Below are 24,851 nucleotides of genomic sequence, written 5' to 3' on the forward strand. Positions count from 1 at the left end.
CATCAGCGCATCCACAAAACTGAACTGCCCAGACCCTCGAACCGACATCGCATCCTCTCCAAACCGCTGCAAACCAAGTGAATCACATCACCCGAATTTTGCAACGGTCCCACAAGGGGGGAGGGAAAGCGGGCTCAATCCCGCAGCAGTTCGTTGATGCCCGTCTTCGAGCGCGTGCGCTCGTCAACCGTCTTGACGATGACGGCGCAGTAGAGGCTCGGACCCGGTTCGCCATTCGGGAAGGGCTTGCCGGGCAGGGTGCCGGCTACGACAACGGAATAGGGCGGCACTTCGCCATAGGTGATCTCGCCCGTGGCGCGGTTGACGATCTTCGTCGACTTGCCGATGAAGACGCCCATGCCGAGCACGGAGCCTTCACGCACGATGCAGCCTTCAACGACTTCCGAACGGGCGCCGATGAAGCAATTGTCCTCGATGATGGTCGGGCCGGCCTGCAGCGGTTCCAGAACGCCGCCGATGCCGACGCCGCCGGACAGATGCACATGCTTGCCGATCTGCGCACAGGAACCGACTGTCGCCCAGGTGTCGACCATCGTGCCCTCGCCGACATAGGCGCCGAGATTGACAAAGGACGGCATCAGGATCGCGCCGGGGGCGATATAGGCCGAGCGGCGCACGACGCAGTTCGGTACGGCGCGGAAACCGGACTTCTCGAATTCCAGCGCCGACCAGCCGTCGAACTTGGAGGGGACCTTGTCCCACCAGCTCGACTCGCCCGGTCCGCCCTTGACGATCTCCATTGGGTTCAGGCGGAAGGAAAGGAGCACGGCCTTCTTGAGCCACTGATGCACGGTCCAGGTGCCGTCTTCGCCGCGCGTAGCCACGCGAACCTTGCCGTTGTCCAGGAGGTTCAGCGCTTCGGCGACCGCATCGCGCACTTCTCCACGGGTCGATGTGTTGATGCTGTCGCGGTTGTCAAAGGCGGCTTCGATCGTCTTTTCGAGCCCGGCAAGATCGGCTGCGTGCATGGGAAATTCCTTAAACTTCGCTGTCTATCATCGACCGGATCGACATCCGGGATATCGGGCGTCAGTCCTATGCGACGGGGGCTTGCCCGTCAATCTTGAAGAGAGTGCAGCAATGGCGAATGGCAGCAGGAACGGCAAGGCGAAACAGCAGGAATGGGCGCCGCTGCGCGACAACCGGGAGGACCGCGCCCACACCGAAGCCGTGCCGCTCACCGCCCAATCCGCCTCGCCCTCCTATCGGCTGGCCTATGCCGATGACGACTTCCTGTGCCGCCGCGAACTTCGCCCCGTGCGCCTGCAGCTGGAACTGCTGAAAGCCGGCATGATCCTCGACGAGGCGGGCATCCGCTCCACCGTGGTGCTCTTCGGCGGCGCCCGCATCCCCGAGCCCGGCCGTCCTGCCTGGGCCGCAAAGAACGAGGTGCAGCGGCAGAATCTCGAAGCCGCATCGGTCTATTACGACGAGGCGCGCAAATTCGCCCGCCTCTGCTCGGAATATTCGGCGGAGTATGAACATCGCGAATTTGTCGTCGTCACGGGCGGCGGGCCGGGTGTCATGGAGGCCGGCAATCGCGGTGCGCATGACGTCCATGCGCCGAGCATCGGTCTCAACATCGTTCTACCGCACGAGCAGGCGCCGAACCCTTACGTGACGCCGGAACTCAGCCTCAACTTCCACTATTTCGCGATCCGCAAGATGCATTTCATCATGCGGGCCAAGGCCGTCGCCGTCTTCCCCGGCGGCTTCGGCACGATGGACGAGCTCTTTGAAACGCTGACACTGATCCAGACGGGACGCATGGAGCGCATCCCGCTGATCCTCTTCGGCGAAAAATTCTGGCGCAAGATCATCAATTTCGACGCGCTGGCCGACTTCGGCACCATCGCACCAGACGACATCAAGCTGCTCAATTTCGTCGAAACGGCAGACGAAGCCTGGGCCATCATCGAACGGCATTACCGTCCCTCGGGCAACGGCGGGGCCTGAGCCCCCGATCCTAGAGCAGGGCCTTCAAGAAACCCTTGAGGTCATGCGTCATGTAGCCGATATGGGCGTCGTCCTCGCCGGCCTTCTCCCAGGCCTCGACGAAGCCCGTCTCGAAAACTTCCGGCACGAGCAGAACCGTCTTCATGCCAAGCGCATGCGGAACCAGCAGATTGCGCGGCAGGTCCTCGAACATGGCGGCGCGCGTCGTGTCGATGCGGTGCATGGCCATGAACTTGTCATAGGTCTCGCCCGCCGGCTTCGGCACGTAATCGGCCGCGACGATGTCGAAGATGTCGTCGAAATGGTCGAGAATGCCAAGCGCACGAGCCGTGTCTTCGGCATGCGCCACCGTCCCGTTCGTCAGGATGAACCGGCGCCCCGGCAGCGCCTTCAGCAGGTCACCCAGTTCCGGATCGGCCGGAATCCCGGAATAGTCGATCGCATGGGCCGCTTCCAGAAACGCGCTCGGATCGGCATTGTGATGCAGCATAAGGCCTTTCAGCGTCGTGCCGTGGTCGTGATAATAACGCTTCTGCAGCGCCTTCGCCTCCGCGGGCTCCATGCCGAGCAGATTGGCAACGAAAGCCGTCATGTTGCGGTCGATCTGCGCGAAGAGATTGATCCGGTGCGGATAAAGCGTGTTGTCGAGATCGAACACCCATTCGCGCACATGAGCGAAATCGGCAGGGTTCGGCAGGGAAGGTCTGGGAAGTGTCGCGGTCATGGCGGCCTTATGCCACGAGACGAGCCCTCGCGCATCAGCGAAATAAGCTCAAGGCGCGGATTTGGTGATCACCATCCGGCTCCAGCCCCCCGGCGTCATGCCGAAGGCCTTCTTGAACTGCCGGTTCAGATGGCTCTGGTCCGCAAAGCCGGACGCAGCTGCGACCTCGGCCAGAGGCACGCCTGTGCTGATCAGGCTGCGGGCAAGGTCCAGCCGCCGCATGGTGAGATACCGGTGAGGACTGGTGCCGCAAAGCGCGCGGAACTGCCGCGCTAGGCTGAAGCGGTCGAGGCCTGACAGCGCCTCTAGGTCATCGGAGCTGACCGAAGATGCAGCATTCTCGCGGATGTAATCACGAACGCGGTTGATCGCGGCCGTGTCGATCGCGCCGCGGCGCGAAGCGGGGAAACCGGAATGCCGACAGAGCGCATCCGCCGCCGCCGCGAGGAAGGCATCTCGCTGCAACGGCTCGACTTCGCTGTCCAGATCGGCCAGCAATAGGCTCAACGTCTTGCGAAAGTGAGGATCTGTCAGCACCGGATCGCGCACGAAAGGCAGATGCGCGAAGCCGCGCGGGAGGGCCGCCTGCAGCAAGGCCGGTTCGAGATAGAGCATGCGATAGCTCAGGCCGTCCTCGGTGCCGGCCGCCCCGTCGTGAAGCTCATCGGGATGCAGAACGATGATCTGTCCCGGCATGGAGGCCCGTCTTGCGCCGCGATAGGTGAAGGTCTGGACGCCGCTGAGCGTAATGCCCAGCGAATAGGTATCGTGGCGATGGGGCGCGTAGCCATTGCCGAAGAAGCGCGCGCCGATCCGCTCAAGGCCCGATGATGGCGGCGCGATCTCGATTCCGATCTCGCCTGCGCCGTTGCACAAACGTCCAAGACCGTCCAGCATCCGCTCGTCTAGAAGCATTCCCATCGCATGAGCTTATGCAAGCCGAAAGACGGAGCCAATATGTTCGAGACCAAAATCGTGATTGTCCTGCGCGACGATCTAGCCGCCTGGCAGGCGCTGAATGTGACTGCCTTCCTCGCCACGGGGCTTGCGGCGAGCGCGCCCGACCTCATCGGCGAACCCTATGTCGACCGTGACGGCAACCGCTATCACGCCATGTCCATCCAGCCGATAATCGTGCTGGCCGCCGATACGGAACTGATGCGCACCATCCATCGGCGCGCGCTGGAGCGCAATGTCGCTGCCGCCGCCTATGTCGAGGAAATGTTCTCGACGGGCCATGACGCCGCCAATCGTGCCGTGTTCGCTCAATTTGCGCCGGAGGATGCAAAACTGGTTGGTCTCGCCTTCAGAACGGACAAGAAGATCGCCGACAAGATCACCAAGGGCGCCCGCATGCATCCGTGAAGGTCGGCGGACGCAAGACGCGCCCGCCGAGGATGCGGCGGTTATGCCGCTCGCGCTTCAAACACCTCCATCGCCGCATTCAGTCCGTTGATCGCCGCCGGCATGCCGCCATAGACGGCCATCTGGAAGATGACTTCTGTGATCTCCTTCTCCGATGCACCGGCGGCCAGCGCATGCTCTATATTGATCTTCAGCTGCGGCCCGGTTTGACCGCCGAGCGCGGTCAGTGCCGCGACGGTCGCAATCTGGCGGGTCTTGAGGTCGAGCCCTTCGCGGGCATAGAGCCGGCCATAGGCGAATTCGATCAGCGTGTCGGTAAAGCCCGGCACCAGCTCGTCATAGCGGGCTTCGAGCACGGCGCGGAGTTCCGGGTTCAGGCGGCGGCTCAGCGCCTCGCCCAGGTCCAGCGGGGTTGGCTTGGCTTGGGTCTTGGTCATCGGGTCTGGCTCCTTCGGCCGGTGCGCGTGGCCTTTGCCTCATCAGCAAGGTCATGGGCGCGTTCGATGTCGTGATAGTTGGCGATCTTGTAGTCGAGGAGCTTGAGACAATCCGCGAGCTCCGCGATCCGCGCCTCGACGATCTCGCGCTGCTTCTCCAGCATGAGCCGTCGCGGTGCGGCGGTGGCGTTGCCACGGGCCCGCATGCCGGCATAGGCCTGCATGTCGGACAGCGGCATCCCCGTCGCCTTCAACGCCTTCAGGAAGTCGATCCAACCCAGAATATCGGGATCATAGACCCGCGTGCCCCCGGCATTGCGCCAGGGCGCGGCGATCAGGCCCAGCTTTTCGTAATAGCGGATCGTATCGATGCTGAGCCCGGTGCGTTCCGACAATTCGCCGATCTTCATGGCTTTTTCGTCCTCTCAAGCGTTGAGACCCGTCCCTGATAGTTTCTGGAGTGCACTCCAGATCAAGCGGAAAATGCGGAATCGGTCGCAAAAACTTCAATTGACTTTCGGACCTGATTCAATCAACTGATTGATTGATGACCGAGCCTACGTCGAAATATGCCAGCACAGACACGCGGCGCCGCGAAATTGCGGCGGCGGTGCGTGCGCTGATCGTCGAGAAGGGAATTGATGGCCTGCGGACCCGCGACGTGGCGGCGCGCGTCGGCATCAACATCGCCACGCTGCATTATCATGTGCCCAGCAAGGAGGCGCTTCTCGGTCTTGTCGTCGATACCCTGCAGGAGGAATTCGTCGAGCAGGGCGGACGTATCAACCAGATCGCGCTCGACCCGCTTGGCCGTCTCAAGCTGGAGATCGCGGAATACAAATCTCTCATGGTGCACAAGCCAGATCTGCTTCCGCTGATCGAAGAAATCGGAAAGCGCGCGCGTCTCGATCCCCTGCTGGAACCGAAAGTGCGCGCCATGCGTATCAACTGGCATCGCCGTTTCGTGACCATTCTGGAGGAAGGTCGCGCGGCGGGACAGTTTCGCTCAACGCTCGATCCGGAGGCCGGCGCGCATATCATCATCGGCGCGCTCGTTTCCTTCCAGTACAAACCCAGACATCTGCTGCAGATCTTCGATCAGGTGGCCGATGAAATCATTCGATCCGTCGTCGCAGTTTAAGAAGAGACACGCTCCATGACATCTGCACCCCCGAACGACCACCAGCCCTATCCGACCTACGAAAAGCGCTGGACTGCCATGGCCATCATCCTGATGGCGAGCTTCATGAACCTGCTGGACGTGACCATCGTCAATGTCTCGCTGCCGACGCTGCAGAAAGACATGGGCGCGAGCTCTTCCGATATCGAATGGGTGGTTGCCGGTTTCATCCTCACCTTCGCGCTGGGTCTTCTGCCCTTCGGCCGCTATGGCGACATCGTCGGCAAGAAGCAGATGTTCCTGATCGGCGTCGGCTGTTTCACGACAGCGTCCATCATGTGCGGTCTCGCCCCGAACATCGAGTTCCTGGTGATCGCCCGCCTTCTGCAGGGCATGGGCGGCGCGGTGATGACGCCGCAGGTGCTCTCGATTGCACAGACGATCTTTCCGCCGCATGAGCGCGCCACGGCATTTTCGCTCTTCGGCCTGACGGCAGGTCTCGCCTCGGTCATCGGGCCGGTGCTGGGTGGCCTCATCATCGGCGCCGATCTCGGCGGTCTCGCCTGGCGGCCGATCTTCCTCATGAACGTTCCGATCGGCATCCTGGCGCTCATTCTCGGCGCGAAGTTCATCCCGAAAATCCCCGGCAATCCGGGTATGAAGAACGATTTCGGCGGCATTCTCATCGTCTCGGCAGCCATGTTCCTGCTGGTCTTCCCGCTGATCGAGGGCCGCAATTATCAATGGGCCACCTGGTGCTTCGCGATGCTTGCCGCCTCCGCCGTGTTCTTCGTCGCCTTCGTGCTCTGGGAACGGCGCCAGAGCCGCACCGGCGGCCCGCAGCTCCTGCCCGTGGATCTGATGAAAAACCGCAACTTCATGATCGGCGCGATCATGTCGCTGATCTTCTTCTCGGCCATGCCGCCCTTCTTCCTGATCTTCGCGCTCTATCTGCAATCGGGCTACGGGCTTTCGCCGCTGTGGTCGGGCATGACGACGCTGCCGTTCTCGGTCGGCGTTCTGGTCGCCTCGATCATTTCGGGCCGTCTTGGCTTCCGCTGGCAGCGCCAGCGCATCGCAGCCGGTGTCGCGCTGATGTTCGCCGGCATCTTCGCGCTCCGCGTGGTCGTCGGCAGCATTGGCGGCAGTTTGCATTACGGCGTCTTCGTTGCGCCGCTTCTCGTCGCGGGGATCGGCCTTGGCATCTCGATCTCGTCGCTCTTCCAGACCATCCTGGCGGGCGTACCGGTCAAGGATGCCGGCTCGGGTTCGGGCTCGCTGCAGGCGATCCAGCAGGCGGGCGGCGCGCTGGGCGTGGCAATCGTCAGCGAGATCTTCTTCCGCGCGCTGACGGCACAGATGGCCTCCGGCGCACAGCCTGTCGCGGCCTACAGCACGTCGCTGATGACCGCCGTCATCTATAACCTGGTCGCCTATGTTCTGGTGATCCTCGGCGTGCTGATGCTGAAAAACCCGCCGCGCATCCCCATGCCGGGCGGTGCCCCGGCGGCACCAGTCATGGTGGATTGAGAGGGTAGGTGAGGGTTCAAACGGAAAAGGCCGCGGAGCAGTCCGCGGCCTTTTGGTATTCGGTAAGATAGTGTTCCCTCAGGGCACGATCAGCGTGCCCGCACCCTGTTCGCTGAAGAGTTCGAGCAGGACGGAATGGCTGGTCTTGCCGTTCAGGATGACCACGCCCTGCACGCCGGCTTCGATCGCCTCGATACAGGTCTCGACCTTCGGGATCATGCCGCCGGAAATCGTGCCGTCCTTGATGAGAGCCTTGGCTTCGGCGACCGAGAGTTCCTTGATCAGCTGCTTGTCCTTGTCGAGGACGCCCGGAACGTCAGTGAGGAAGAGCAGGCGCGAGGCATTGAGCGCACCGGCAATCGCACCGGCAAAGGTGTCGGCATTGATGTTGTAGGTGTTCCCGTCGCGGCCCGGTGCGACCGGGGCGATGACCGGGATCATCTCCGACTTGGCGAGCAGGTCGAGCAGCGTACGATCGACCTCGACCACTTCGCCGACGAAGCCGAGATCGAGGATCTTCTCGATGTTCGAATCCGGGTCGATCATGGTCTTCTTGGCCTTTTCGGCGAAGACCATGTTGCCGTCCTTGCCGCACAGGCCGATCGCCCATTCGCCGGTCTGGTTGATGAGCGCCACGATCTCCTTGTTGATCGAGCCGGCCAGAACCATTTCGACGATCTCCACCGTCTTCTGGTCGGTGACGCGAAGCCCACCTTCGAAGCGGCTCTCGATGCCCATCTTGGTCAGCATCGCACCAATCTGCGGGCCGCCGCCATGCACGACGATCGGGTTGACGCCGGATTGCTTCAACAGCGCGATATCGGCGGCAAAAGCCTTGCCGAGCTCCGCATTGCCCATGGCGTGACCGCCATATTTCACAACGATCGTCTTGTGCTCGTAGCGCTGCATGAAGGGCAGAGCCTGCGCCAGGAGCCTGGCTTGCATTTCGCTTTCTGTCTCGGACATCAAATGGCCTCTTGGGAATTGGTCGGCGATTGTTTAGTGTGTTTCCACGGCGATGTGAATAATCCCATGAGGAATATTCTTGAGCCATCGGGATGAGGTATTCTTGGCGGGCAACGATGACAGGGATGAGGCAGAGGTCGCCCGGCTGATCGCGCAGGTGACGCTTGCCGACCGAAAGGCGTTTGCGACGCTATACCAGCGCACGAGCCGGAAACTATTCGGCGTCTGCCTGCGTATGTTGCAAGACAGGGCAGACGCCGAAGAGGCGCTGCAGGAGATTTATATCAAGGTCTGGAATAGTGCCGGCGCCTATCGTGCCGATATGGGCAGACCGATGACATGGCTGATCGCCATTGCGCGCAACCATGCGCTGGATATGCTGAGGCGCAGGCGTCAGGTTGCGGTCGAACTGGACGAGGCCGGGGAGATTGCCGATCCGCAGGTAGGGCCGGAAGAGACTGCAGTGCTGAGTTCGGAAGGCCGCCGGATCGAGGATTGCATGCGCGAGCTCGAAGAGGATCGCGCAGCGGCCGTTCGCAGCGCCTATGTCGACGGCATGAGCTATCTGGAACTGGCCGGTCTGCACGGGGTTCCGCTGAATACGATGCGAACATGGCTCAGGCGCAGCCTGATCAAACTGAGAGAGTGCATGGACCGATGACGACGCCGGAAAACAAGAGGAGCGACCGCAGCCGCGACGAGGTGCTAGCCGGCGAATATGTCCTCGGCGTACTGTCGCTGCCGGACCGGCTGCGCGTCGAATACCGGCTACGCGATGACAAGGCGTTCCAGGTGATCGTGGCGCGCTGGCAGGAAAATCTGGCGACGTTCAACAACGACTATGTGACAGAAGTGCCGCCATCCTGGCTCTACGGATCGGTGGAGACGAAGCTCTTCAACACATCCGTCGCGGACCAGCCCAAGGGGCTCGTGTGGTCCTCGCTCACCTTCTGGCGCGGCCTGACGCTGGTCTCGCTGTCCGCCGCCATTTTCTTCGCTGCAAGTGCTGGCGGCCTGTTCCGCAAGCCGGCCGCCGTGCCTTCCGCAGTCGCGACGCTGGGCTCGGGAAGCTCTTCCATCAGCCTCGTCACCTTCTTTGACCGCCAGACGGGCCGCCTCCAGGTTCTGCCTGTTGCCGCGGGTGCTGAAAAGTCCAAGTCGCTCGAACTCTGGCTGATAGAAGGCGAGAGCGCTCCGGTGCCACTCGGCGTGTTCCAGGATCAGGGCGATGGTTCGATCGTCATCCCGCCCGACATGCGCGGGCGTCTCAAGGACGGCGTGACGCTTGCCGTTTCGCTCGAACCCTTTGGCGGCTCGCCGACAGGAAAGCCGACCGGACCCGTCGTCGCAAGCGGCAAGATCGGCATCTGAGTCCGCCCGCCAGGACGCGCGTTTCGTTAAGACCGGGCGCGCGATTACGATGGCGCGCTGCAATGGATCAGTTTCAATAAAAAAATAAATCTCGAATATTTCTGAAACTTGTCGCGCATTCGCTGCGTAGATGTTCCCGTTACCCCAATGCAGAGAACGTTCACACTAGAACATGTGGGCGATGATGCTCTGTATTACTAGGAAGTACTGCGCCCGATTTTGTTCAATATGGCGAAATTGTGGAACTGTGGTGGGGGAGGAAGCAAAATGAGACGCAGGACTTTGCGTCCCGACAAACAGGAGTCGACAATGTTGCAGAAACTGATCCGTATTCTCACCGTGACCAGCATCGCCGCCGTTCCGGCCGTTGCACTTGCCGCCAATCCGATGGTCGGCGGAGCCCCGATGTATCCCGAAAAGAACATCGTTGAGAATGCCGTCAATTCGAAGGATCACACCACGCTCGTTGCCGCCGTCAAGGCTGCAGGCCTGGTTCCGACGCTGGAAGGCAAGGGTCCGTTTACGGTCTTCGCACCCACCAACGAAGCCTTTGAAAAGCTGCCGAAGGGCACGGTCGAAACGCTTCTGAAGCCGGAAAACAAGGAAAAGCTGACCAAAATTCTGACCTGCCACGTCGTTGCGGCTGATGTGATGTCGGCAGCGCTCGACAAGATGATCAAGTCGGACGGCGGCACCCACGACATCAAGACAGTCGGCGGCTGCATCCTGAAGGCCAAGGAAAAGGGCGGCAAGATCACCCTGACCGATGAGAAGGGCGATGTTGCCAACGTCACGATCGCCGATGTCAAGCAGTCGAACGGCGTGATCCACGTGATCGACCACGTGCTGCTGCCGAAGTAAGCTGCGTCTTACCGTTGGTTGACATGAACAAGCCCGCCGCAGACGACCTGCGGCGGGCTCTTCAATTCGGGCGGAACTGATCAGGTCCGCAGCGCTGTTTCGATGGCCGCGCGCAGCTCTTCCATCCCGTCGCCCTTCTCGGATGAGGTGGCGAGCACGAAGGGATAGGCGGCGGGGCGCTTGCGGATCTTCTCGAGCGTATCGGCCAGCAGCTTCACCACTGCCGGCGGCTTGATCTTGTCCGATTTGGTCAGCACGACCTGATAGGACACGGCGGCCTTGTCGAGCAGGTCCAGAACCTCCTCGTCATTCTTCTTGATGCCGTGGCGGCTGTCGATGAGCACATAGACCCGCTTCAGCGTCGCGCGGCCGCGAAGATAATCGAAGATCAGCTTGGTCCAGTTGTCGACCGTTTCCTTCGGCGCCTGCGCATAGCCATAGCCGGGCATGTCGACCATGGCGGCAGGCGGCAGATCACCATCCTCACCGGAATAGCCGTCAGGCACGAAATAGTTCAGCTCCTGTGTCCGGCCTGGCGTATTGGACGTGCGCGCCAGACCCTTCACGCCCGTCAGCGCATTGATCAGCGACGACTTGCCCACATTCGAGCGGCCGGCAAAGGCGATTTCGGGAGGACCTTCCGGCGGGAGGAACTTCAGCGACGGCACACCGCGGATGAAGACCCACGGTTTTCCGAAGAGGATGGCGTCCCCGGCCCGGGCATTCGGTTCCATGTATCGCTCCGCTGTACAAAAGGCTATCAGGCCGGAATTGATGTTTTGAGGATCAATGTCAAGCAAAACCGGACGAAACGCGGCGGAAGAGACGGCTCCGTGCCGGAAGGCCTTGGAGGCGATGGCTCGAGCGAAAGGATCTTGCAAAGCAAAAGGACCGCCCGAAGGCGGCCCGATCCTGGATGAAATGCCAGACGCCAGGCTTTCGCCCGGCCGTTCTCGTGAGGACCGTTCTCGTCAGGCCATGGCCTTGGCGACGATCTCGCGCAGTTTGCCAAGATCCTTTGCGAAGGCGCGGATGCCTTCCGAAAGCTTTTCGGTCGCCATGGCGTCCTCGTTCAGCATCCAGCGGAAGGTCTTCTCGTCCATCGCGATCTTGTCGACCGGCGTGATCTTGTCTTCCGACAGAACGCGTGTCAGCGAACCCTTGTCGGCGTCCAGTTCGTCCATCAGCTGGGGCGAGATTGTCAGGCGGTCGCAGCCGGCCAGTGCTTCGATTTCGCCGATATTGCGGAACGACGCGCCCATGACCACGGTCTTGATGCCGTGCGCCTTGTAGTAATTGTAGATTGCGCGGACGGAGACGACGCCGGGATCGGTCTCGGACGTGTAGTTCTCACCCGTGGACTTCTTGTACCAGTCAAGGATGCGACCGACGAAGGGCGAGATCAGGAACACCCCGGCGTCAGCGCAGGCAATTGCCTGGGCCATGGAGAAAAGAAGCGTCAGGTTGCAGTTGATGCCTTCCTTTTCCAGCACTTCCGCAGCGCGGATACCTTCCCAGGTGGAGGCGAGCTTGATCAGGATGCGATCCTTCTCGATACCGCGCGCCTTGTAGTCGGCGATGATTTCGCGCGCCTTGGTAATCGAGCCTTCGATGTCGAAGGACAGGTCAGCGTTCACTTCCGTGGAAACGCGGCCCGGCACCAGCTTGGTGAGCTCGGCGCCGACGGACACGGCCAGACGGTCGGAAACGGCAGCGACGGCGTCGTCGCGGGAAAGGCTGGACGCCTTGCCCCAGGCTATCGCTTCTGCAAACACGTCCTTGAACATGTCCGTGCCGAGCGCCTTGAGGACGATCGACGGATTGGTGGTGCAGTCGACCGGCTTGAGCCGCGCAACCGCTTCGATGTCGCCCGTATCAGCAACAACCGTGGTCATTGCGCGCAATTGTTCCAGCTTGGATGTCACGTTTTTCTCCCGTCTTTCGCCGGCTTGAACCGGCCGTTGCGCCGGTTGAAAACCAGCGCTGTTTGAGATCTTATTCCCAACAATGCCGCACGCATGTCAATCGATTTATATCGATTGAATGCCGAATTCGGCTGAACGATCAAACGTTGCCGGACTCGTAAGCCTGACGCGCCAACCGGATCGCGCCATGGTGCGTTTCGGCCCAGGCGACGAGCACGCCGAGAGGGGCGAGCAGCGACTGACCCAGCGGTGTCAGCTTGTATTCCACGCTCGGCGGCACGGTGGCGAACACCGTCCGATCCACCAGCCCGTCGCGTTGAAGATCCTTCAGCGTCTGGGTCAGCATGCGCTGCGAGATATCGGGGATCGAGCGCCGGAGTTCGCCAAAGCGATGCGCCTTCTCGCCCAGCAATCCAATGATCAGTGTGCTCCATTTGTCGCCCAACTGGCCCAGAACGTCCCGCACCGGACAGTCGCCCGCGTTGAAACTCTCATACCGCGAGCGGATGTCGCCCAGGGCCTGCGCCGGCGCATTGTGCATGGGTGGTTACCTTTCTGTGCCCAGGGGCTCAAACACTGCCTACTTTACAGACTAACAGGCTCATTGTAGCCCTGGTTACTGAAAGAGACAATAGCGCGCCGATGCATCTGTTGTCATCTTGCCGGAGTAGACCCCTCCGGAGACTCATCGTGCCCACGCTTACAAAAAAGGATTCATACATGTCCGATACGCTTCTCGTCACCGGCGCCTCCGGTCAGTTCGGCCGCCTCGTCATCAAGCACCTGTTGGAAACGCAAGGCGTAGCGCCCGGTTCCATCGTCGCCGCCAGCCGTGATCCGTCGAAGCTCGCCGATATCGCCGCCAAGGGCGTGAAGACGGTTGCCGCCGATTTCGACGATGCCGCCTCGCTGGAAAAGGCCTTTGCCGGCGTCAACCGCCTTCTCATCGTCTCCACCGATGCGCTTGACGGCACCGACCGGCGCCTGCGCCAGCATTCGGCTGCCGTTGCCGCCGCCAAGGCCGCCGGCGTTGGCCATATCATCTACACGTCCATGCCGCTGCCGGACGAATCGCTGGTGACGTTTGCGCCCGACCATCTCGGCACCGAAAATGCCATCAAGGCGTCGGGGATCGGCTACACGATCCTGCGTAACAGCTGGTACATGGAAAACCTCTTCGCCTCGATCCCGAACGCGCTGAAGTCCGGCCAGTGGTTTACGGCTGCCGGCGAAGGCAAGACGGCCTACGTGACCCGCGAAGACCTCGCCCGCACCGCTGCCGCCGTGCTCGCGTCTTCGGAAACGTCGAGCAACACCTACACTTTGACCGGCGTCGAAGCGCTGTCGAATGAACAGATTGCGACGTTGGCGTCCCAGATCATCGGCAAGCCGATCCAGGTCGTCCATGTTCCGGACGAAGGCCTGCTTCAGGGCATGATTGCGGCCGGCGTGCCGGACTTCGTGGCGCCCACCTATCTCTCCTTCGACACCAACACCCGCGCCGGCAAGCTGGCAACGGTGACGGGCGACATCGAAAAGCTGACCGGCAAGGCGCCGATCACGCTGAAGACCTTCTTCGAAGCCACCAAGGACGCTTTCCTCGCCGCCTGAGAAAGCGTTCATTTGGAAGCCGGGCCGGTCACAGCCCCTGACCGGCCCGGTTTCAGTCTCACGCAAGCCGCTGTTTCTACAAGGTCATAACAGCGGATGGGTGGCATGAGCACGGAAGAAGACGTCGGCAAGATCCTGCAAGCCTTCAATGAGGGTGACTGGCATTTGTGCCTGACCCGCGCTGCCCCGCTGCTGACGGAAGGCCATGCGCCTGCATCCGTCATTCTCGTGGCAGCCCAGTCCTATGCCCGGCTCGGTCATCGCTCGGAAGCGGCGCACTTCTATGAAATGGCCGCCGAACTGATGCCCGATCAGGCCCCGTTTCTGTTCACATTGGCCGCCCGCATCCGCGCCCAGCTCTTTGAAGACAGCAAGGCGCTGTCGCTGATCCGCCGTGCCCAGGCGTTGGCACCCCTGAGTGTCGAGGCCTTGTTCACGCTGCGCCAGCTGCTGCGCCCGCGTCTCGCGCTGGCTGAACTTCCCCGGCACGATGCGCTTGTTTATCAGGCCATGCTCTCGGGTGAGGCCTGGGCCTTCGATAATGAAGACCCGCTCTCCCATCTCATGTGGTGCGGCGACGAGCGCCTGAACGGGCTCGTGCGCCACATGCCCTCCGGTCAGCCCTTCACCGCCGAAGCGCGCGCCGCGCGCCGCGCCCGCTCGCACGCCTATGGGCAGAAGATCAGGATCGGCTATCTGAGCAATGACGTCTCGGACCAGCATCCCACCATGATCCTCTTTCAGGGCGTGCTGGATGCACATGACCCGGAACGCTTCGAAATCACGCTCTTCTGCTATACCGATGACGATCTCGCCGAGACGGATCTCCAATTCCGCAAGCGCTATCCCAATCTGGTCGTCATCCGCGATCTCGACGACGACGCGGCCGCGGACCTGATCCGCGGATACGGCATCGACATCCTGGTCGATCTGAAGGGGCATACGCGCGGCGCCCGCGTCGATCTGGTCAATCGCGGGCTTGCCCCCGTCCAGGTCGCCTGGCTCGGCTTTCCCGGCACCTGCTACGGCATCGACTGCGATTACATCATCGGCGACCCGATCGTGCTGCCGGATGGCTCGGAGCCCTATTACCACGAACTCTTCTGCCGGCTGCCGGAGACCTATCAGTGCAATGACTGGCGTCGCCGCCCGCGTCCGCCGGCACCGTCACGAGCCTCTCTTGGCCTGCCGGAAGACAAGATCGTTTTTGGCGCGTTCAACAAGCCCTCCAAGATCAACGCCGAGGTGGCGGGCCTGTGGGCAAGGGTGCTCGAGACGGTTCCCGATTCGGTTCTCTGGGTGCTGTGCCAGCCGGGCCCGGCGCGGGAAAATTTCACCCGATACATGCAGGGCCTCGGCATCGAGCCGGATCGCGTGCTTTATGCGCCGCGCGCCGATTATGCCGAACACGTGGCGCGCATCGCCCTTGCCGATGTCGCGCTCGACACCTTCCCCTATAGCGGCCACACCACGACATCGGACTGTCTCTGGGCCGGCATTCCGGTCGTGGCGCTGAAGGGGACGAATTTCGCCTCACGTGTTTCCGAAAGCCTGCTTTCGGCCATCGGGCTTGTGGAACTGGTCGCGAAGGATGAGCAGGCCTTTGTCGATATGGCGGCGACGATGGCGCGCAGCCCCTTGCGCCGCAAGGCGTTGAAGGCGCGCATCGAACAGAACCGGCTGCGCCTGCCGCTCTTCGACACCGAGCGCTTCACCCGCCATCTCGAGGCAGCCTTTGTCGCCATGCTCGAGCGGGCCGCCAAAGGTCTCGCTCCGCAAGCCTTCGATGTGCCCGCACTCCCGCCGCGTATCGGCCCCTTTGCCTGATCCGCAAAGAAAAACCCCGATGCCTTGAAAGCATCGGGGTTCGTGAGGTCGAGATGAAGCGCCGTCAGGCCTTCGTTCGCTTTTTCAACAATCCCTTCAGATTGTTGAAGAGCTCGATCTTGACGCCGTGGCGCTTCATGATGATCGACTGCTGGATGATCGACAGCGTGTTGTTCCAGGCCCAATAGATCACCAGACCGGCCGGGAACGAGGCCAGCATGAAGGTGAAGACCACCGGCATCCAGGTGAAGATCATGGCCTGTGCCGGGTCCGGCGGCGTCGGGTTCATGCGCATCTGCAGGAACATCGTGATGCCCATGATGATCGGCCAGACGCCGAGATGCACGATGGTCGGCGCATCGAAGGGCAGCAGGCCGAACAGGTTGACGATCGAAGTCGGGTCCGGTGCGGACAGGTCCTTGATCCAGCCGAAGAACGGCGCCTGGCGCATTTCGATCGTGACGTAGATCACCTTGTAGAGCGAGAAGAAAACCGGGATCTGCAGGAGAACCGGCCAGCAGCCGGCCACCGGATTGATCTTCTCTTCCTTGTAGAGCTGCATGGTCGCCTGCTGCAGCGCCATGCGGTCCTCGCCATACTTGGCCTTCAGTTCCTCCATCTTCGGCTGGATCTTCTTCATGTTGGCCATCGATGCATACTGCTTCGAGGCCAGCGGGAAGAAGAGCGCCTTGATGACGATGGTCGTCGCGAGAATCGCGAGGCCGAAATTGCCGAAATAGCGGAAGAAGAAGTCCATCAGCGCGAACATCGGCTTGGTGAAGAAGTAGAACCAGCCCCAGTCGATCAGGAGATCGAAGCGCGGAACGTCATAGCCCTTCTCGACCGTCTTGGTGCCGATGAGGCCGTTGGTCATCCGGCCGAACCAGGAATCGTCCTTGGCATAGCCGTCCACGACCGGAACTTCCTTGGCGCCCGCAAAGACGAGGTTCTTCAGTTCCTTCGTCTCACCCGGCGCAATCGAGATGCCGCCGCTCTTGTAGTCTGCCTGGAAGCGCGGGGTTCCGTCTTCGAAATGCGTGAAGCGGGCATCATAGTCGATCGCCTGCGGCGGGATGATCGTCGTTGCCCAGTACTTGTCGGTCATGCCGAGCCAGCCGGTGGTCGTGCGATCGTAGGTCAGCGGCTTGTCCTTGGACGCCTTGTACTTCTCTTCGACGAGACCGTTGGAGCCGAGCCAGCCGATGAAGCCTTCGTGCAGGACGTAGGTCGAGGGTTCCAGCGGTTCCTTGTAGCGCGTCACGCGGCCGTAGCCGGAGATTGACGCCGCCTGCTGGCCGCCATTGGTGACCTTGTCGGTGATCGTGAACATGTAGTTCGTGTCAACCGAGATCGTGCGGGCAAAGGTCAGCCCCTCGGGGCTCGTATAGGTCAGCGTCACTGGCGTCGTCGGCGTCAGCTTGGCATTGGCGTCGGCCTTCCATTCGGTCGCAGGACCGGGAAGCGCGGTGCCGCCGATATAGCCGAGCTCGACGAAATAGCCGTCGGCGGTTTCGGCCGGGTTGAGCAGCGTGATGATCGGGCTGTCCTTGGCGACCGTCTCGCGATACTTCTTCAGCTTCAGATCGTCGAAGCGCGCGCCGCGCAGGTTGATCGAGCCGGAAAGATCGGGCGTGTCGATGACGACGCGGCCGGAGGCGGCAAGTGCAGCATCACGGCTGACGGCGCCAGCGGTCGTGCCGGCGGGCGGCACGGCACCGTTCGGCGTGGCAGCAGTTTGAGCCGCGCTGCCATTGGCGTCCGGCTTGCCGGCCACGTCCTGCGCGCTCTGCTTGGCAAGCTCGGCCTGGCGCTGGGCTTCCATGCGCGGGCCCATGTAGAAATACTGCCAGCCGAACAGGATCAGGACCGAAAGCACGATCGCGACGATATAGTTGCGGTTATTTTCCATCAGATTTTCCCGAGCTGGCCGGTCGCGGCCGCTTCTTGATGTCAGTGCCGGCGATGCGCGCCGTCATGGCTTGGGTCAGTCGCTCGAAGGGAGCGTTGAGCATGTCCCGATGCGCGACGATCACATAGTCGTGTCCCGGCTTCATTGCAAATTGCGCGGAAAGCCGCACGACCTCTTTGAGGCGGCGGCGCATGCGGTTGCGTTCGACGGCATTGCCCTGGCGGGTCGTCACCGTGAAACCGACGCGTGGCGGCGCTTCGGGCGCCTGGCGGTCGAGCACTTCAACGATGAAGAAAGGACCCTTGCGGCGTTCTCCCTCGCGGACACGCAAAAACTGGGGCCGGCTTTTCAGCCGCCCCGCAGGCTTTTTGACTTGATATGAGGCGTCCTGCCCGTGCGTTTCCATCGGGCGGGACCGCTTGTCAGGCCGACAGGCGCTTGCGGCCGCGGTTGCGGCGAGCTGCGAGAACCTTCTGGCCGCCGGCAGTTGCCATGCGGGCGCGGAAGCCGTGACGACGCTTGCGAACAAGCTTGGACGGTTGGAATGTACGCTTCGTAGACATTTATTTTAATACCGCGGTGTGCGGCCCTTCTTGAATTTGCAACAGTTTGCAAGGAGCGTTTTCGCCCGGAAAGAAGGCGACAAGCGCCACCTATCCATCGACGTGGCGGCTTATTGATATAAAACGGCCGGAAAGTCAATTGCCACAGGCCTTGCAGCGAAAATAGCGCGTCTGCCGGACCGGTTTCGGGAGGCGGTCGAAAGGTGCCCCAGCCGTCCCGAGCATTGTTGTGTCCTGTTTAGTCTTTGCTAACGCAACGAGGCGCAGAATCGGTCTCGGCAGATTTTTCGGCGCGTCTGTGTCGATCAAGGGAGGCATTGGCGTGAAAATCAAGGGAAAGATTCTGATGCTCGTGGCAATCATGAGCATTGTCGCGCTGATGCTGGGCGGCGTCGGCATATTTGTCGTTGAAAAGTATAATGCGCGGCTCTCCGAGTTCCAGAACGTTTCCGAGCGCGCCTATCTCGGCGAAAGAATGAACCGGCTCGTCACCGCCGTTGTCATGGAGGCGCGGGGCATTTATGCCGCGCCGGATACGGAAAAGGCGAAACAGTTCGCCGATGGTTTGACCAAGCGTCTCGCCGAAATCGATGCCGTGGTTGCCGAGTGGCGGCCGCTTGTCTCGGCGGATCAGGCCGAGATCTTCCAGGCCATGGCCGCCCGCGCCCGCGAGTTCCGCGAATTCCGGTCCGAAACCGTACGCCTCGGCACGCAGGTCTCCCCCGCTGACGCCAACAAGCAGGGCAATAACGAGGCCAATCGCAACAATCGCAAGGCCTTTCAGGCCGAGATTGACAGGATTGTCGATGCCGACCGTAAGGAACTGGCCGCCATCACCCAGCAAGTTGCCGGCTCGCGGACGCTCATGCTGACCATTGTTGCCGTGATGACCCTCGGCGGTGTCTCGCTCGGCCTTTTCATGGCCTTCGTCATTGCCAGACGTTCGCTTGCGGACCCCATCCTGAAGCTCACCGGCCAGATGACGGCCATGGCCGCCGGCGATTACGACACCCGGGCGATCTTTGAGGACCGCCCCGACGAGATCGGCGACATGGCGCGCGCCGTGGAAGTCTTCCGTCGCAACGGGCTTGCCATGCGCGACCTGAATCGCGCCAAGGATGACGAACGGGTCAACGTTTCGCGCCTGCAGGCCGCCATCACCGAAGCGACGTCGCGTGCAGCGGCCGGTGACTTTACCGGTCGCATTCCGGGTGATTTCGGTCATCCGGAACTCAATCGGCTCGCCGAGACCATCAATCGTCTGATGGAGAATGTCGATGGCGGCATCGCCGAAGCCGGCACTGCGGTGGCGCTTCTGGCACAGGGCGATCTGACGCGGCGGATGAACGGACAGTTCGAAGGCGCGTTTGCCGCCTTGCAGCGGAATATCAACGCCACATTCGATGCGCTGTCCCGCATGATCGCCAATATGCGCGGCAGCTCCGTCAGCATGGATGACAGCACACGCGAACTCCGCGCGGCGACCGACGATCTGTCGCGCCGCACGGAGCAGCAGGCCGCCGCGCTGGAGGAAACCTCCGCCGCGCTCGATCAGATCACGGCCGTGGTCAAGACCTCCTCGCAGCGCGCCCACGAGGCAAGCCGCATGGTGGCGGACGCGACCTCGGATGCGGCCCACTCGGCCGTTGTGGTGCGCGATGCAATCGAGGCCATGGGCCGGATCGAACAGGCCTCCAACGAAATCAGCCAGATCATCAATGTGATCGACGAAATTGCCTTCCAGACCAATCTTCTCGCGCTGAATGCAGGCGTCGAGGCCGCCCGCGCCGGCGATGCCGGCAAGGGCTTTGCGGTCGTGGCGCAGGAGGTCCGCGAACTTGCCCAGCGTTCGGCCAATGCCGCCAAGGATATCAAGGGCTTGATCTCCAAGTCGGGCGAGGAGGTGGGCGGCGGCGTCCGGCTCGTTCACCGCACGGGCGATGCGCTTCAGAAAATCGAACGGCAGGTCAGCGAGATCAACCAGCACATCCAGTCGATTTCGACGGCGGCGCAGGAGCAGTCTGTCGGGCTCGGCGAGGTCAATGCGGCGGTGAACCAGATGGATCAGGTGACGCAGAAAAACGCGGCCATGGTCGAAGAAACCTCGGCGGCCACCCACAAGCTGTCGCAGGAGGCTGCCGGCCTGACCGAGATCATCGCCTGGTTCCGCCTTTCCGACGTGCCGGCATCGGCCCCAGCAGCGCAGACGCCGGCTCCCCGGGCGCCGGCCCCGCGTGTCCCGCAAGCCTCCATGTCTCGCCCGAAAAAGGTAGCGGGCGGCGGGAGTGCACAGGGCTGGGAAGAGTTCTGAGCCCGGCAAATCCTGTTTGGCGCCGTTTGACCGGAGCTGTGGAACATCACGCGCCCGGCCCCTGCGCCGGGCGTTCCTGTTTGTCTTTGTTTCCGGCGGGCGAACCGCTATAATCTCTGCAAACGGGCGGCAGGAGACGCCCGGCAGGAGATGGGGCGCGCGGGTGCAGGAAACAGGGCGGCAATCGGCAGGGAATGCGCCGCAGGCGACGAAGACGCGTCCGTGGAGCGGGCTGTCTGCGCGTCTGCTCTGGCTCACCTTCGTGTTCGTCACGCTCGCGGAAATCCTGATTTTCCTGCCCTCCATCGCCAACATGCGCCTCAACTGGCTGTCAGACCGCCTGAACACGGCGGCCGCCGCCTCGGTGGTGGTCGACGGGCTCAAGGATGTCGTGCTGCCAAAGCCGGTGCGTGATCACACGCTGATGGCTACCGACACCAAGGCGATCGTGCTGACCAAGGACGGCATGCGCCATCTCATCGCCATGGCCGACATGCCGCCGACGGTGGATTATCAATACAATCTCGACGATGTCTCACTGCCGCGCGCCATCTATGACGCGTTCGACGAACTGCTCTTCGGCGGCGATCGCGTCATCCGCGTCTTCTGTCCGATCAACAAGACCGGCATGAAGATCGAGGTTGTGATGGCGGATACCAACCTGCGCGCCGCCATGATCACCTATTCGCGGAATGTGCTCTTGATCTCGATGGTCATTTCGCTGATTTCCGCCGGCCTGATCTTCATGGCGATCAACCGTATCATGATCCGCCCGATCCGCCGGCTGACCAACAGTATCGAGCGGTTTTCGCAGCATCCGGAAGAGGCCGACAGCATTTTCGAACCGGGCAAGGGTGCCGACGAACTCGCCGCCGCCGGCCGCCATCTGCAGAGGATGCAGAAGGAGCTGCAAAAGACGCTGCGCCAGCAGAAGAACCTCGCCGAACTCGGTCTTGCCGTGTCCAAGATCAATCATGACATGCGCAATATCCTGGCCTCCGCCCAGCTTATCTCCGACCGCCTCGGCGACACCGAGGACCCGATGGTCAAACGCCTTGCCCCGAAGCTTCTGCGCACCATCGACCGCGCGGTCAGCTATTCCGATAGCGTGCTGTCTTTCGGCAGGGCGAGCGAAGCCGAGCCGAAGCGGCGGCTTGTGCGCCTCAAGATGGTGGTGCAGGACGTCCTGGACGTTCTGACCGGGATTGGCGCGGAAGGCGGGATCGGTTTCGATATCCGCGTGCCGGATGATCTGACGGTGGACGCTGATCCCGACCAGCTGTTCCGCGTCATACACAATCTTGTCCGCAATGCCGTGCAGGCGCTGATGAACGAGCCGGACGACGAAGCGGTGATCAAGCAGGTCACGGTCTCGGCCTATCGCACGGGCAGCGTGGTCAGCATATCTGTGGACGACACCGGCCCCGGCATGCCGCAGAAGGCGCGCGAAAATCTCTTCAAGGCCTTCCGTGGCTCCACCCGCTCCGGCGGCACGGGGCTTGGCCTGGCGATCGCCCGCGAACTGGTTCTCGCCCACGGCGGCACCATTGCGCTCGTCGAAAAGGCCCAGCCCGGCACGCTCTTCCGCATCGAAATACCCGACCGCCCCATCGCCATCGACGGCTTCCGCCGCCAGCCCTCGCAGGGCACGCCCAATCCCTCCTCCGGATCGTAAAACGCACCTGACTCAAATTTTTTCCGATTTCCGCTTGCATTCCGACAAGCAACGCTTTAGGAGAGCCCCACACCGCCGCTTCGACAAGAAGCGCCGCGCGGTACGCACCCGTAGCTCAGCTGGATAGAGCACCAGACTACGAATCTGGGGGTCAGGAGTTCGAATCTCTTCGGGTGCGCCATTCTTTCTTTTCCGATGAGATTCCGAAAAAAGAAGCGCAGAGATTGTCGTTCGCTGCGTCTTGAGCCGTGTTGAAGCTCTGGTCTGCCCCACGGCGCAGTGGGGCGTTCATCGCCTGCAGCGGGCAAGTTCCGGGCGCTGTTACCCGGAACTTGCGCGACAGCCGGAGGCATTCGGTGCCCAGGGTCAGAAATCCGTGCTGACCGACAGTTTGAAGGTCCGCGGAGCACCTTGTGCGATGGTGCTGTAGCTTGCCAGCCCCGACCAGTAATCACTGTTGAAGACATTCTCGACGGACGCGCGGAAGGTGACCGGCTTGTTGTCGATGTCCATCTTGTAGCGTGCGCCGAGATCGAGGCGTGTCCATTCCGGGATTTTCAGCGTGTTGGTCGTGTTCACATATTGCTCGGCGGTGTGGATCACATTGGCGGAAAGGGTCAGGCCCTTCGCGAAGGGCGTGTCCCACTCCAGGCCGAGATTGGCCTGCAGGGCCGGCAGGCCGACGGGCTTCTTGCCAAGCGTCGATGGGGTGGATGTTTTTGAAATGCGGCCCTCGATCAGCGTGAGGCCGCCCAGGACGCGCAGCTCGTCCGTTACCTCGCCCGCCACATTCAGCTCGACACCACGATTGCGCTGCTGGCCACCCGGGGTGAACAGCAGTCCGGCTCGCGTCTGCTCCAGCTGCGAGAAGGGTTTTTCGATCTGGAAAGCGCTAACCGTCACCGCAATGCGGCCGAGGTCGATTTTCGTGCCTATTTCCGTCTGGCTGGTGCGATAGGGCGCCAGTGTCTCGCCCGAATTGATGGCCGTCGCCGGGGCGGTGTCGCCAATGCTAAGCCCTTCGGCATAGTTGGCATATAGCGAGACCGTCTCCGAGGGACGAAGGACGAGACCGGCGAGCGGCGTGATGGCATCTGCGTTGGAAGAGGACGAGACCGCGCCCGACGTGGTGTTGAAATTCTTCGAATCGATCTTCTGGAAGCGCCCGCCAACGGTCAGCTGGACGCGGTTGTCCAGCATCGACAGCGTGTCGGAAAGCGCAAAGCCGGAGAGGGCGTTCTGGGAAATTGTCGGGACCGAAAGCGGATCCGCCACAAATTGTTCGGGACGGAAGACCGGATTGTACATGTTGCTGCGCTGGGCGCTTCCCGACACGATCGCGCGGTCGAAGGTCTGCTTCAGGTAGCTGGTCTGGAGGGTGACGGTGTGGGATATGGGTCCCGTATCGAAATTCGCCCGCACACCTGTTTCCGCCGTGAAGCGGTCCACATTGAAAATGGCGTTCTGCGGTGTGATGCTGACATCGCCGGCCGCGTTGAGGATGGTCGGAAGACCGAAGATGCGGTGAACATAGGAATTGCCGCCGCCCACGGCTGCAAACCAGGTGACGTTATCACTGAGATCATATTCGACACGCCCCAGCACGGAGTGATCCGAACTTTTTGACCATTCCCATGGCTGCTGAACATTGAGCGAGCTTTTCGGCGCGGCGGGTATGCTGGCAAGGCCGGCGCCGGGATAGAAGGGGCGCAGGACGCCGTCATAGTTTTCGCGCTGGCCGATGACATCAAGCGTCGCGCGCAAATTCTCGCCTTCGTAATCGAGCGCCAACGCGCCGACAAAGGCGTCGCGGGTCTGGTTGTCGATCACCGTCGAGCCGCCATGGGCGCTGCCGTTGAAGCGGATGCCGAACTGGCGGTCAGGGCCGAAGCGCCGCGACAGATCCAGATGGGTTCCGACTTGAGCGTTCGAGGCATAATCCGTCGTGATCCGCGTCAGATCTGCATCCTGCGCTCGCTTGGGAACGATGTTGATCGTGCCGCCAACGGAGCCGGCTGGTGAAATACCGTAGAGGAAGGCGGTCGGACCTTTCAGGACCTCGATCCGCTCGGCATAATCGGTCAAGACGCGATAATTGGGTGCGATCCCATAAACGCCATCGAAAGCGATCTCGCCGAAATTGCCCTCGCCGACGGGAAAGCCCCGGATGTAGAAGGAATCGAGCATGCCATTCGACGAATGCGTGTTTCTGACCGACGGATCGGCCTCCATCACGCTTGCGACCGTTTGCGCGCCCTGATCCTCGATCTTCTGCGCCGTATAACTCGTGGCGCTGAAGGGCGCGTCCATGAAATCCCGGTTGCCCAGAATGCCGAGGCGGCCGCCTTTGGCGACCTGTCCGCCGGCATAGGCCTCAGGTAGCTTGCCGATGGTGGATGTCGTGCTCCGATCGCCCTGAATGACAATCTGTTTCAATGCCGTGGCATCGTCGGCAAGGGCGTGGCCGCTGAAACCAAGCGGCAGAGCAACTGTGCATGCAAGTCTGAACTTCATGATAACCCCTCGAGATGGCGGCGCTTTCGGATCTCAACCGAGGTCGCCTGTCCGTGATCGAGGGTAGGGCTAGATATCTTGATTAAAATTGTCAAGTTATCTGGGTGTGTCTATCCTCCGGCATTTCGTGCAATACAAAAAAAGGTTTCGAGTGTTGTTTTCGGC

General features: G+C 61.7%; 24 protein-coding genes and 1 tRNA gene. 12 read left to right on the plus strand and 13 right to left on the minus strand.

From position 1 onward, the window contains the following. Positions 1 to 134 precede the first annotated feature (134 nt). Positions 135 to 989, minus strand: coding sequence for a 2,3,4,5-tetrahydropyridine-2,6-dicarboxylate N-succinyltransferase (dapD, locus tag LQK83_RS18085; RefSeq protein ID WP_230838804.1), 855 nt, complete (start codon positions 987 to 989; stop codon positions 135 to 137). 112 nt (positions 990 to 1,101) lie between these two features. Here dapD and LQK83_RS18090 point away from each other — a divergent pair, with 112 nt between their 5' ends. Beyond that, positions 1,102 to 1,977, plus strand: a complete 876-nt coding sequence (locus LQK83_RS18090) for an LOG family protein (protein WP_230838805.1) — start codon at positions 1,102 to 1,104, stop codon at positions 1,975 to 1,977. A 10-nt stretch (positions 1,978 to 1,987) separates the two neighbouring features. Here LQK83_RS18090 and LQK83_RS18095 read toward each other — a convergent pair whose 3' ends face one another. Then, positions 1,988 to 2,701, minus strand: a complete 714-nt coding sequence (locus LQK83_RS18095) for a pyrimidine 5'-nucleotidase (RefSeq protein ID WP_230838806.1) — start codon at positions 2,699 to 2,701, stop codon at positions 1,988 to 1,990. A gap of 48 nt (positions 2,702 to 2,749) precedes the next feature. Continuing rightward, entirely contained in the window at positions 2,750 to 3,622 is an 873-nt protein-coding gene (locus tag LQK83_RS18100; protein WP_230838807.1) for an AraC family transcriptional regulator, read from the minus strand. A 36-nt stretch (positions 3,623 to 3,658) separates the two neighbouring features. Here LQK83_RS18100 and LQK83_RS18105 point away from each other — a divergent pair, with 36 nt between their 5' ends. Next, complete coding sequence (locus LQK83_RS18105; RefSeq protein ID WP_230838808.1) at positions 3,659 to 4,066, plus strand: DUF2000 family protein; 408 nt, start codon at positions 3,659 to 3,661, stop codon at positions 4,064 to 4,066. Between the two features lie 41 nt (positions 4,067 to 4,107). Here LQK83_RS18105 and LQK83_RS18110 read toward each other — a convergent pair whose 3' ends face one another. Together LQK83_RS18110 and LQK83_RS18115 are read right to left on the minus strand one after the other, a co-directional pair. Next, on the minus strand, positions 4,108 to 4,503 hold the full coding sequence (locus LQK83_RS18110) for a carboxymuconolactone decarboxylase family protein (protein WP_230838809.1): 396 nt from the start codon (positions 4,501 to 4,503) through the stop codon (positions 4,108 to 4,110). Further along, positions 4,500 to 4,913: a MerR family transcriptional regulator gene (locus tag LQK83_RS18115; RefSeq protein WP_230838810.1), complete on the minus strand. Its 414-nt coding sequence runs from the start codon at positions 4,911 to 4,913 to the stop codon at positions 4,500 to 4,502. Before LQK83_RS18115 ends, LQK83_RS18110 begins: the two co-directional genes overlap by 4 nt. A gap of 137 nt (positions 4,914 to 5,050) precedes the next feature. On the opposite strand from LQK83_RS18115, the gene LQK83_RS18120 reads away from it, so the two are divergent. After that, positions 5,051 to 5,644 (plus strand): TetR/AcrR family transcriptional regulator, encoded by a 594-nt coding sequence (locus LQK83_RS18120; RefSeq protein WP_230838811.1) that lies wholly within the window; start codon positions 5,051 to 5,053, stop codon positions 5,642 to 5,644. 15 nt (positions 5,645 to 5,659) lie between these two features. Continuing rightward, positions 5,660 to 7,153 carry an MFS transporter gene (locus LQK83_RS18125; protein ID WP_230838812.1) on the plus strand — a complete coding sequence of 498 codons (1,494 nt, stop codon included), beginning with the start codon at positions 5,660 to 5,662 and terminating at the stop codon, positions 7,151 to 7,153. Positions 7,154 to 7,231: 78 nt separating this feature from the next. Here LQK83_RS18125 and argB read toward each other — a convergent pair whose 3' ends face one another. Then, positions 7,232 to 8,119: an acetylglutamate kinase gene (gene argB, locus LQK83_RS18130; RefSeq protein ID WP_230838813.1), complete on the minus strand. Its 888-nt coding sequence runs from the start codon at positions 8,117 to 8,119 to the stop codon at positions 7,232 to 7,234. Between the two features lie 103 nt (positions 8,120 to 8,222). On the opposite strand from argB, the gene LQK83_RS18135 reads away from it, so the two are divergent. The 3 genes from LQK83_RS18135 to LQK83_RS18145 all read left to right on the plus strand — a co-directional run bounded on the left by LQK83_RS18135 (position 8,223) and on the right by LQK83_RS18145 (position 10,351). After that, positions 8,223 to 8,780 (plus strand): sigma-70 family RNA polymerase sigma factor, encoded by a 558-nt coding sequence (locus LQK83_RS18135; protein WP_230838814.1) that lies wholly within the window; start codon positions 8,223 to 8,225, stop codon positions 8,778 to 8,780. Then, complete coding sequence (locus tag LQK83_RS18140) at positions 8,777 to 9,490, plus strand: anti-sigma factor (RefSeq protein ID WP_230838815.1); 714 nt, start codon at positions 8,777 to 8,779, stop codon at positions 9,488 to 9,490. The genes LQK83_RS18135 and LQK83_RS18140 overlap by 4 nt, the downstream gene beginning before the upstream one ends. A 309-nt stretch (positions 9,491 to 9,799) precedes the next feature. Further along, a complete protein-coding gene (locus LQK83_RS18145) occupies positions 9,800 to 10,351 on the plus strand; it encodes a fasciclin domain-containing protein (protein ID WP_230838816.1) in 552 nt (183 codons plus the stop codon). A gap of 80 nt (positions 10,352 to 10,431) precedes the next feature. Here the strand turns inward: LQK83_RS18145 and yihA are convergent, their stop codons facing one another. The 3 genes from yihA to LQK83_RS18160 all read right to left on the minus strand — a co-directional run bounded on the left by yihA (position 10,432) and on the right by LQK83_RS18160 (position 12,817). Continuing rightward, complete coding sequence (gene yihA, locus LQK83_RS18150; RefSeq protein ID WP_230838817.1) at positions 10,432 to 11,085, minus strand: ribosome biogenesis GTP-binding protein YihA/YsxC; 654 nt, start codon at positions 11,083 to 11,085, stop codon at positions 10,432 to 10,434. 237 nt (positions 11,086 to 11,322) lie between these two features. After that, positions 11,323 to 12,276: a transaldolase gene (gene tal / locus LQK83_RS18155; RefSeq protein WP_230838818.1), complete on the minus strand. Its 954-nt coding sequence runs from the start codon at positions 12,274 to 12,276 to the stop codon at positions 11,323 to 11,325. 139 nt (positions 12,277 to 12,415) lie between these two features. Then, positions 12,416 to 12,817 (minus strand): winged helix-turn-helix transcriptional regulator, encoded by a 402-nt coding sequence (locus LQK83_RS18160; RefSeq protein ID WP_230838819.1) that lies wholly within the window; start codon positions 12,815 to 12,817, stop codon positions 12,416 to 12,418. Positions 12,818 to 12,996: 179 nt separating this feature from the next. Here LQK83_RS18160 and LQK83_RS18165 point away from each other — a divergent pair, with 179 nt between their 5' ends. After that, positions 12,997 to 13,887 carry an SDR family oxidoreductase gene (locus LQK83_RS18165; RefSeq protein ID WP_230838820.1) on the plus strand — a complete coding sequence of 297 codons (891 nt, stop codon included), beginning with the start codon at positions 12,997 to 12,999 and terminating at the stop codon, positions 13,885 to 13,887. Between the two features lie 105 nt (positions 13,888 to 13,992). Beyond that, positions 13,993 to 15,714: an O-linked N-acetylglucosamine transferase, SPINDLY family protein gene (locus tag LQK83_RS18170; RefSeq protein ID WP_230838821.1), complete on the plus strand. Its 1,722-nt coding sequence runs from the start codon at positions 13,993 to 13,995 to the stop codon at positions 15,712 to 15,714. Between the two features lie 64 nt (positions 15,715 to 15,778). Here the strand turns inward: LQK83_RS18170 and yidC are convergent, their stop codons facing one another. Genes yidC through rpmH form a run of 3 tightly spaced genes read right to left on the minus strand, consistent with a single transcriptional unit; the run spans position 15,779 to position 18,186 of the window. Continuing rightward, on the minus strand, positions 15,779 to 17,623 hold the full coding sequence (yidC, locus tag LQK83_RS18175; RefSeq protein WP_230838822.1) for a membrane protein insertase YidC: 1,845 nt from the start codon (positions 17,621 to 17,623) through the stop codon (positions 15,779 to 15,781). Continuing rightward, on the minus strand, positions 17,613 to 18,029 hold the full coding sequence (gene rnpA / locus LQK83_RS18180) for a ribonuclease P protein component (RefSeq protein ID WP_230838823.1): 417 nt from the start codon (positions 18,027 to 18,029) through the stop codon (positions 17,613 to 17,615). The genes yidC and rnpA overlap by 11 nt, the downstream gene beginning before the upstream one ends. A 16-nt stretch (positions 18,030 to 18,045) precedes the next feature. Further along, positions 18,046 to 18,186 (minus strand): 50S ribosomal protein L34, encoded by a 141-nt coding sequence (gene rpmH / locus LQK83_RS18185; protein ID WP_112696952.1) that lies wholly within the window; start codon positions 18,184 to 18,186, stop codon positions 18,046 to 18,048. Between the two features lie 322 nt (positions 18,187 to 18,508). On the opposite strand from rpmH, the gene LQK83_RS21780 reads away from it, so the two are divergent. The 3 genes from LQK83_RS21780 to LQK83_RS18200 all read left to right on the plus strand — a co-directional run bounded on the left by LQK83_RS21780 (position 18,509) and on the right by LQK83_RS18200 (position 22,353). Then, the gene (locus tag LQK83_RS21780) at positions 18,509 to 20,497 is read left to right on the plus strand and encodes a HAMP domain-containing methyl-accepting chemotaxis protein (protein ID WP_230838824.1); all 1,989 of its coding nucleotides are present in this window, start codon (positions 18,509 to 18,511) and stop codon (positions 20,495 to 20,497) included. 163 nt (positions 20,498 to 20,660) lie between these two features. After that, complete coding sequence (locus tag LQK83_RS18195) at positions 20,661 to 22,172, plus strand: sensor histidine kinase (protein WP_230838825.1); 1,512 nt, start codon at positions 20,661 to 20,663, stop codon at positions 22,170 to 22,172. Positions 22,173 to 22,276: 104 nt separating this feature from the next. Then, positions 22,277 to 22,353: transfer RNA gene (locus LQK83_RS18200), tRNA-Arg, on the plus strand. A gap of 185 nt (positions 22,354 to 22,538) precedes the next feature. On the opposite strand, the gene LQK83_RS18205 is transcribed toward LQK83_RS18200, so the two are convergent. Further along, the gene (locus LQK83_RS18205) at positions 22,539 to 24,686 is read right to left on the minus strand and encodes a TonB-dependent receptor (RefSeq protein ID WP_230838826.1); all 2,148 of its coding nucleotides are present in this window, start codon (positions 24,684 to 24,686) and stop codon (positions 22,539 to 22,541) included. Positions 24,687 to 24,851 lie beyond the last annotated feature (165 nt).

The sequence above is a fragment of the Rhizobium sp. C1 genome (assembly GCF_021026335.1).
GTDB lineage: Bacteria > Pseudomonadota > Alphaproteobacteria > Rhizobiales > Rhizobiaceae > Ensifer_A.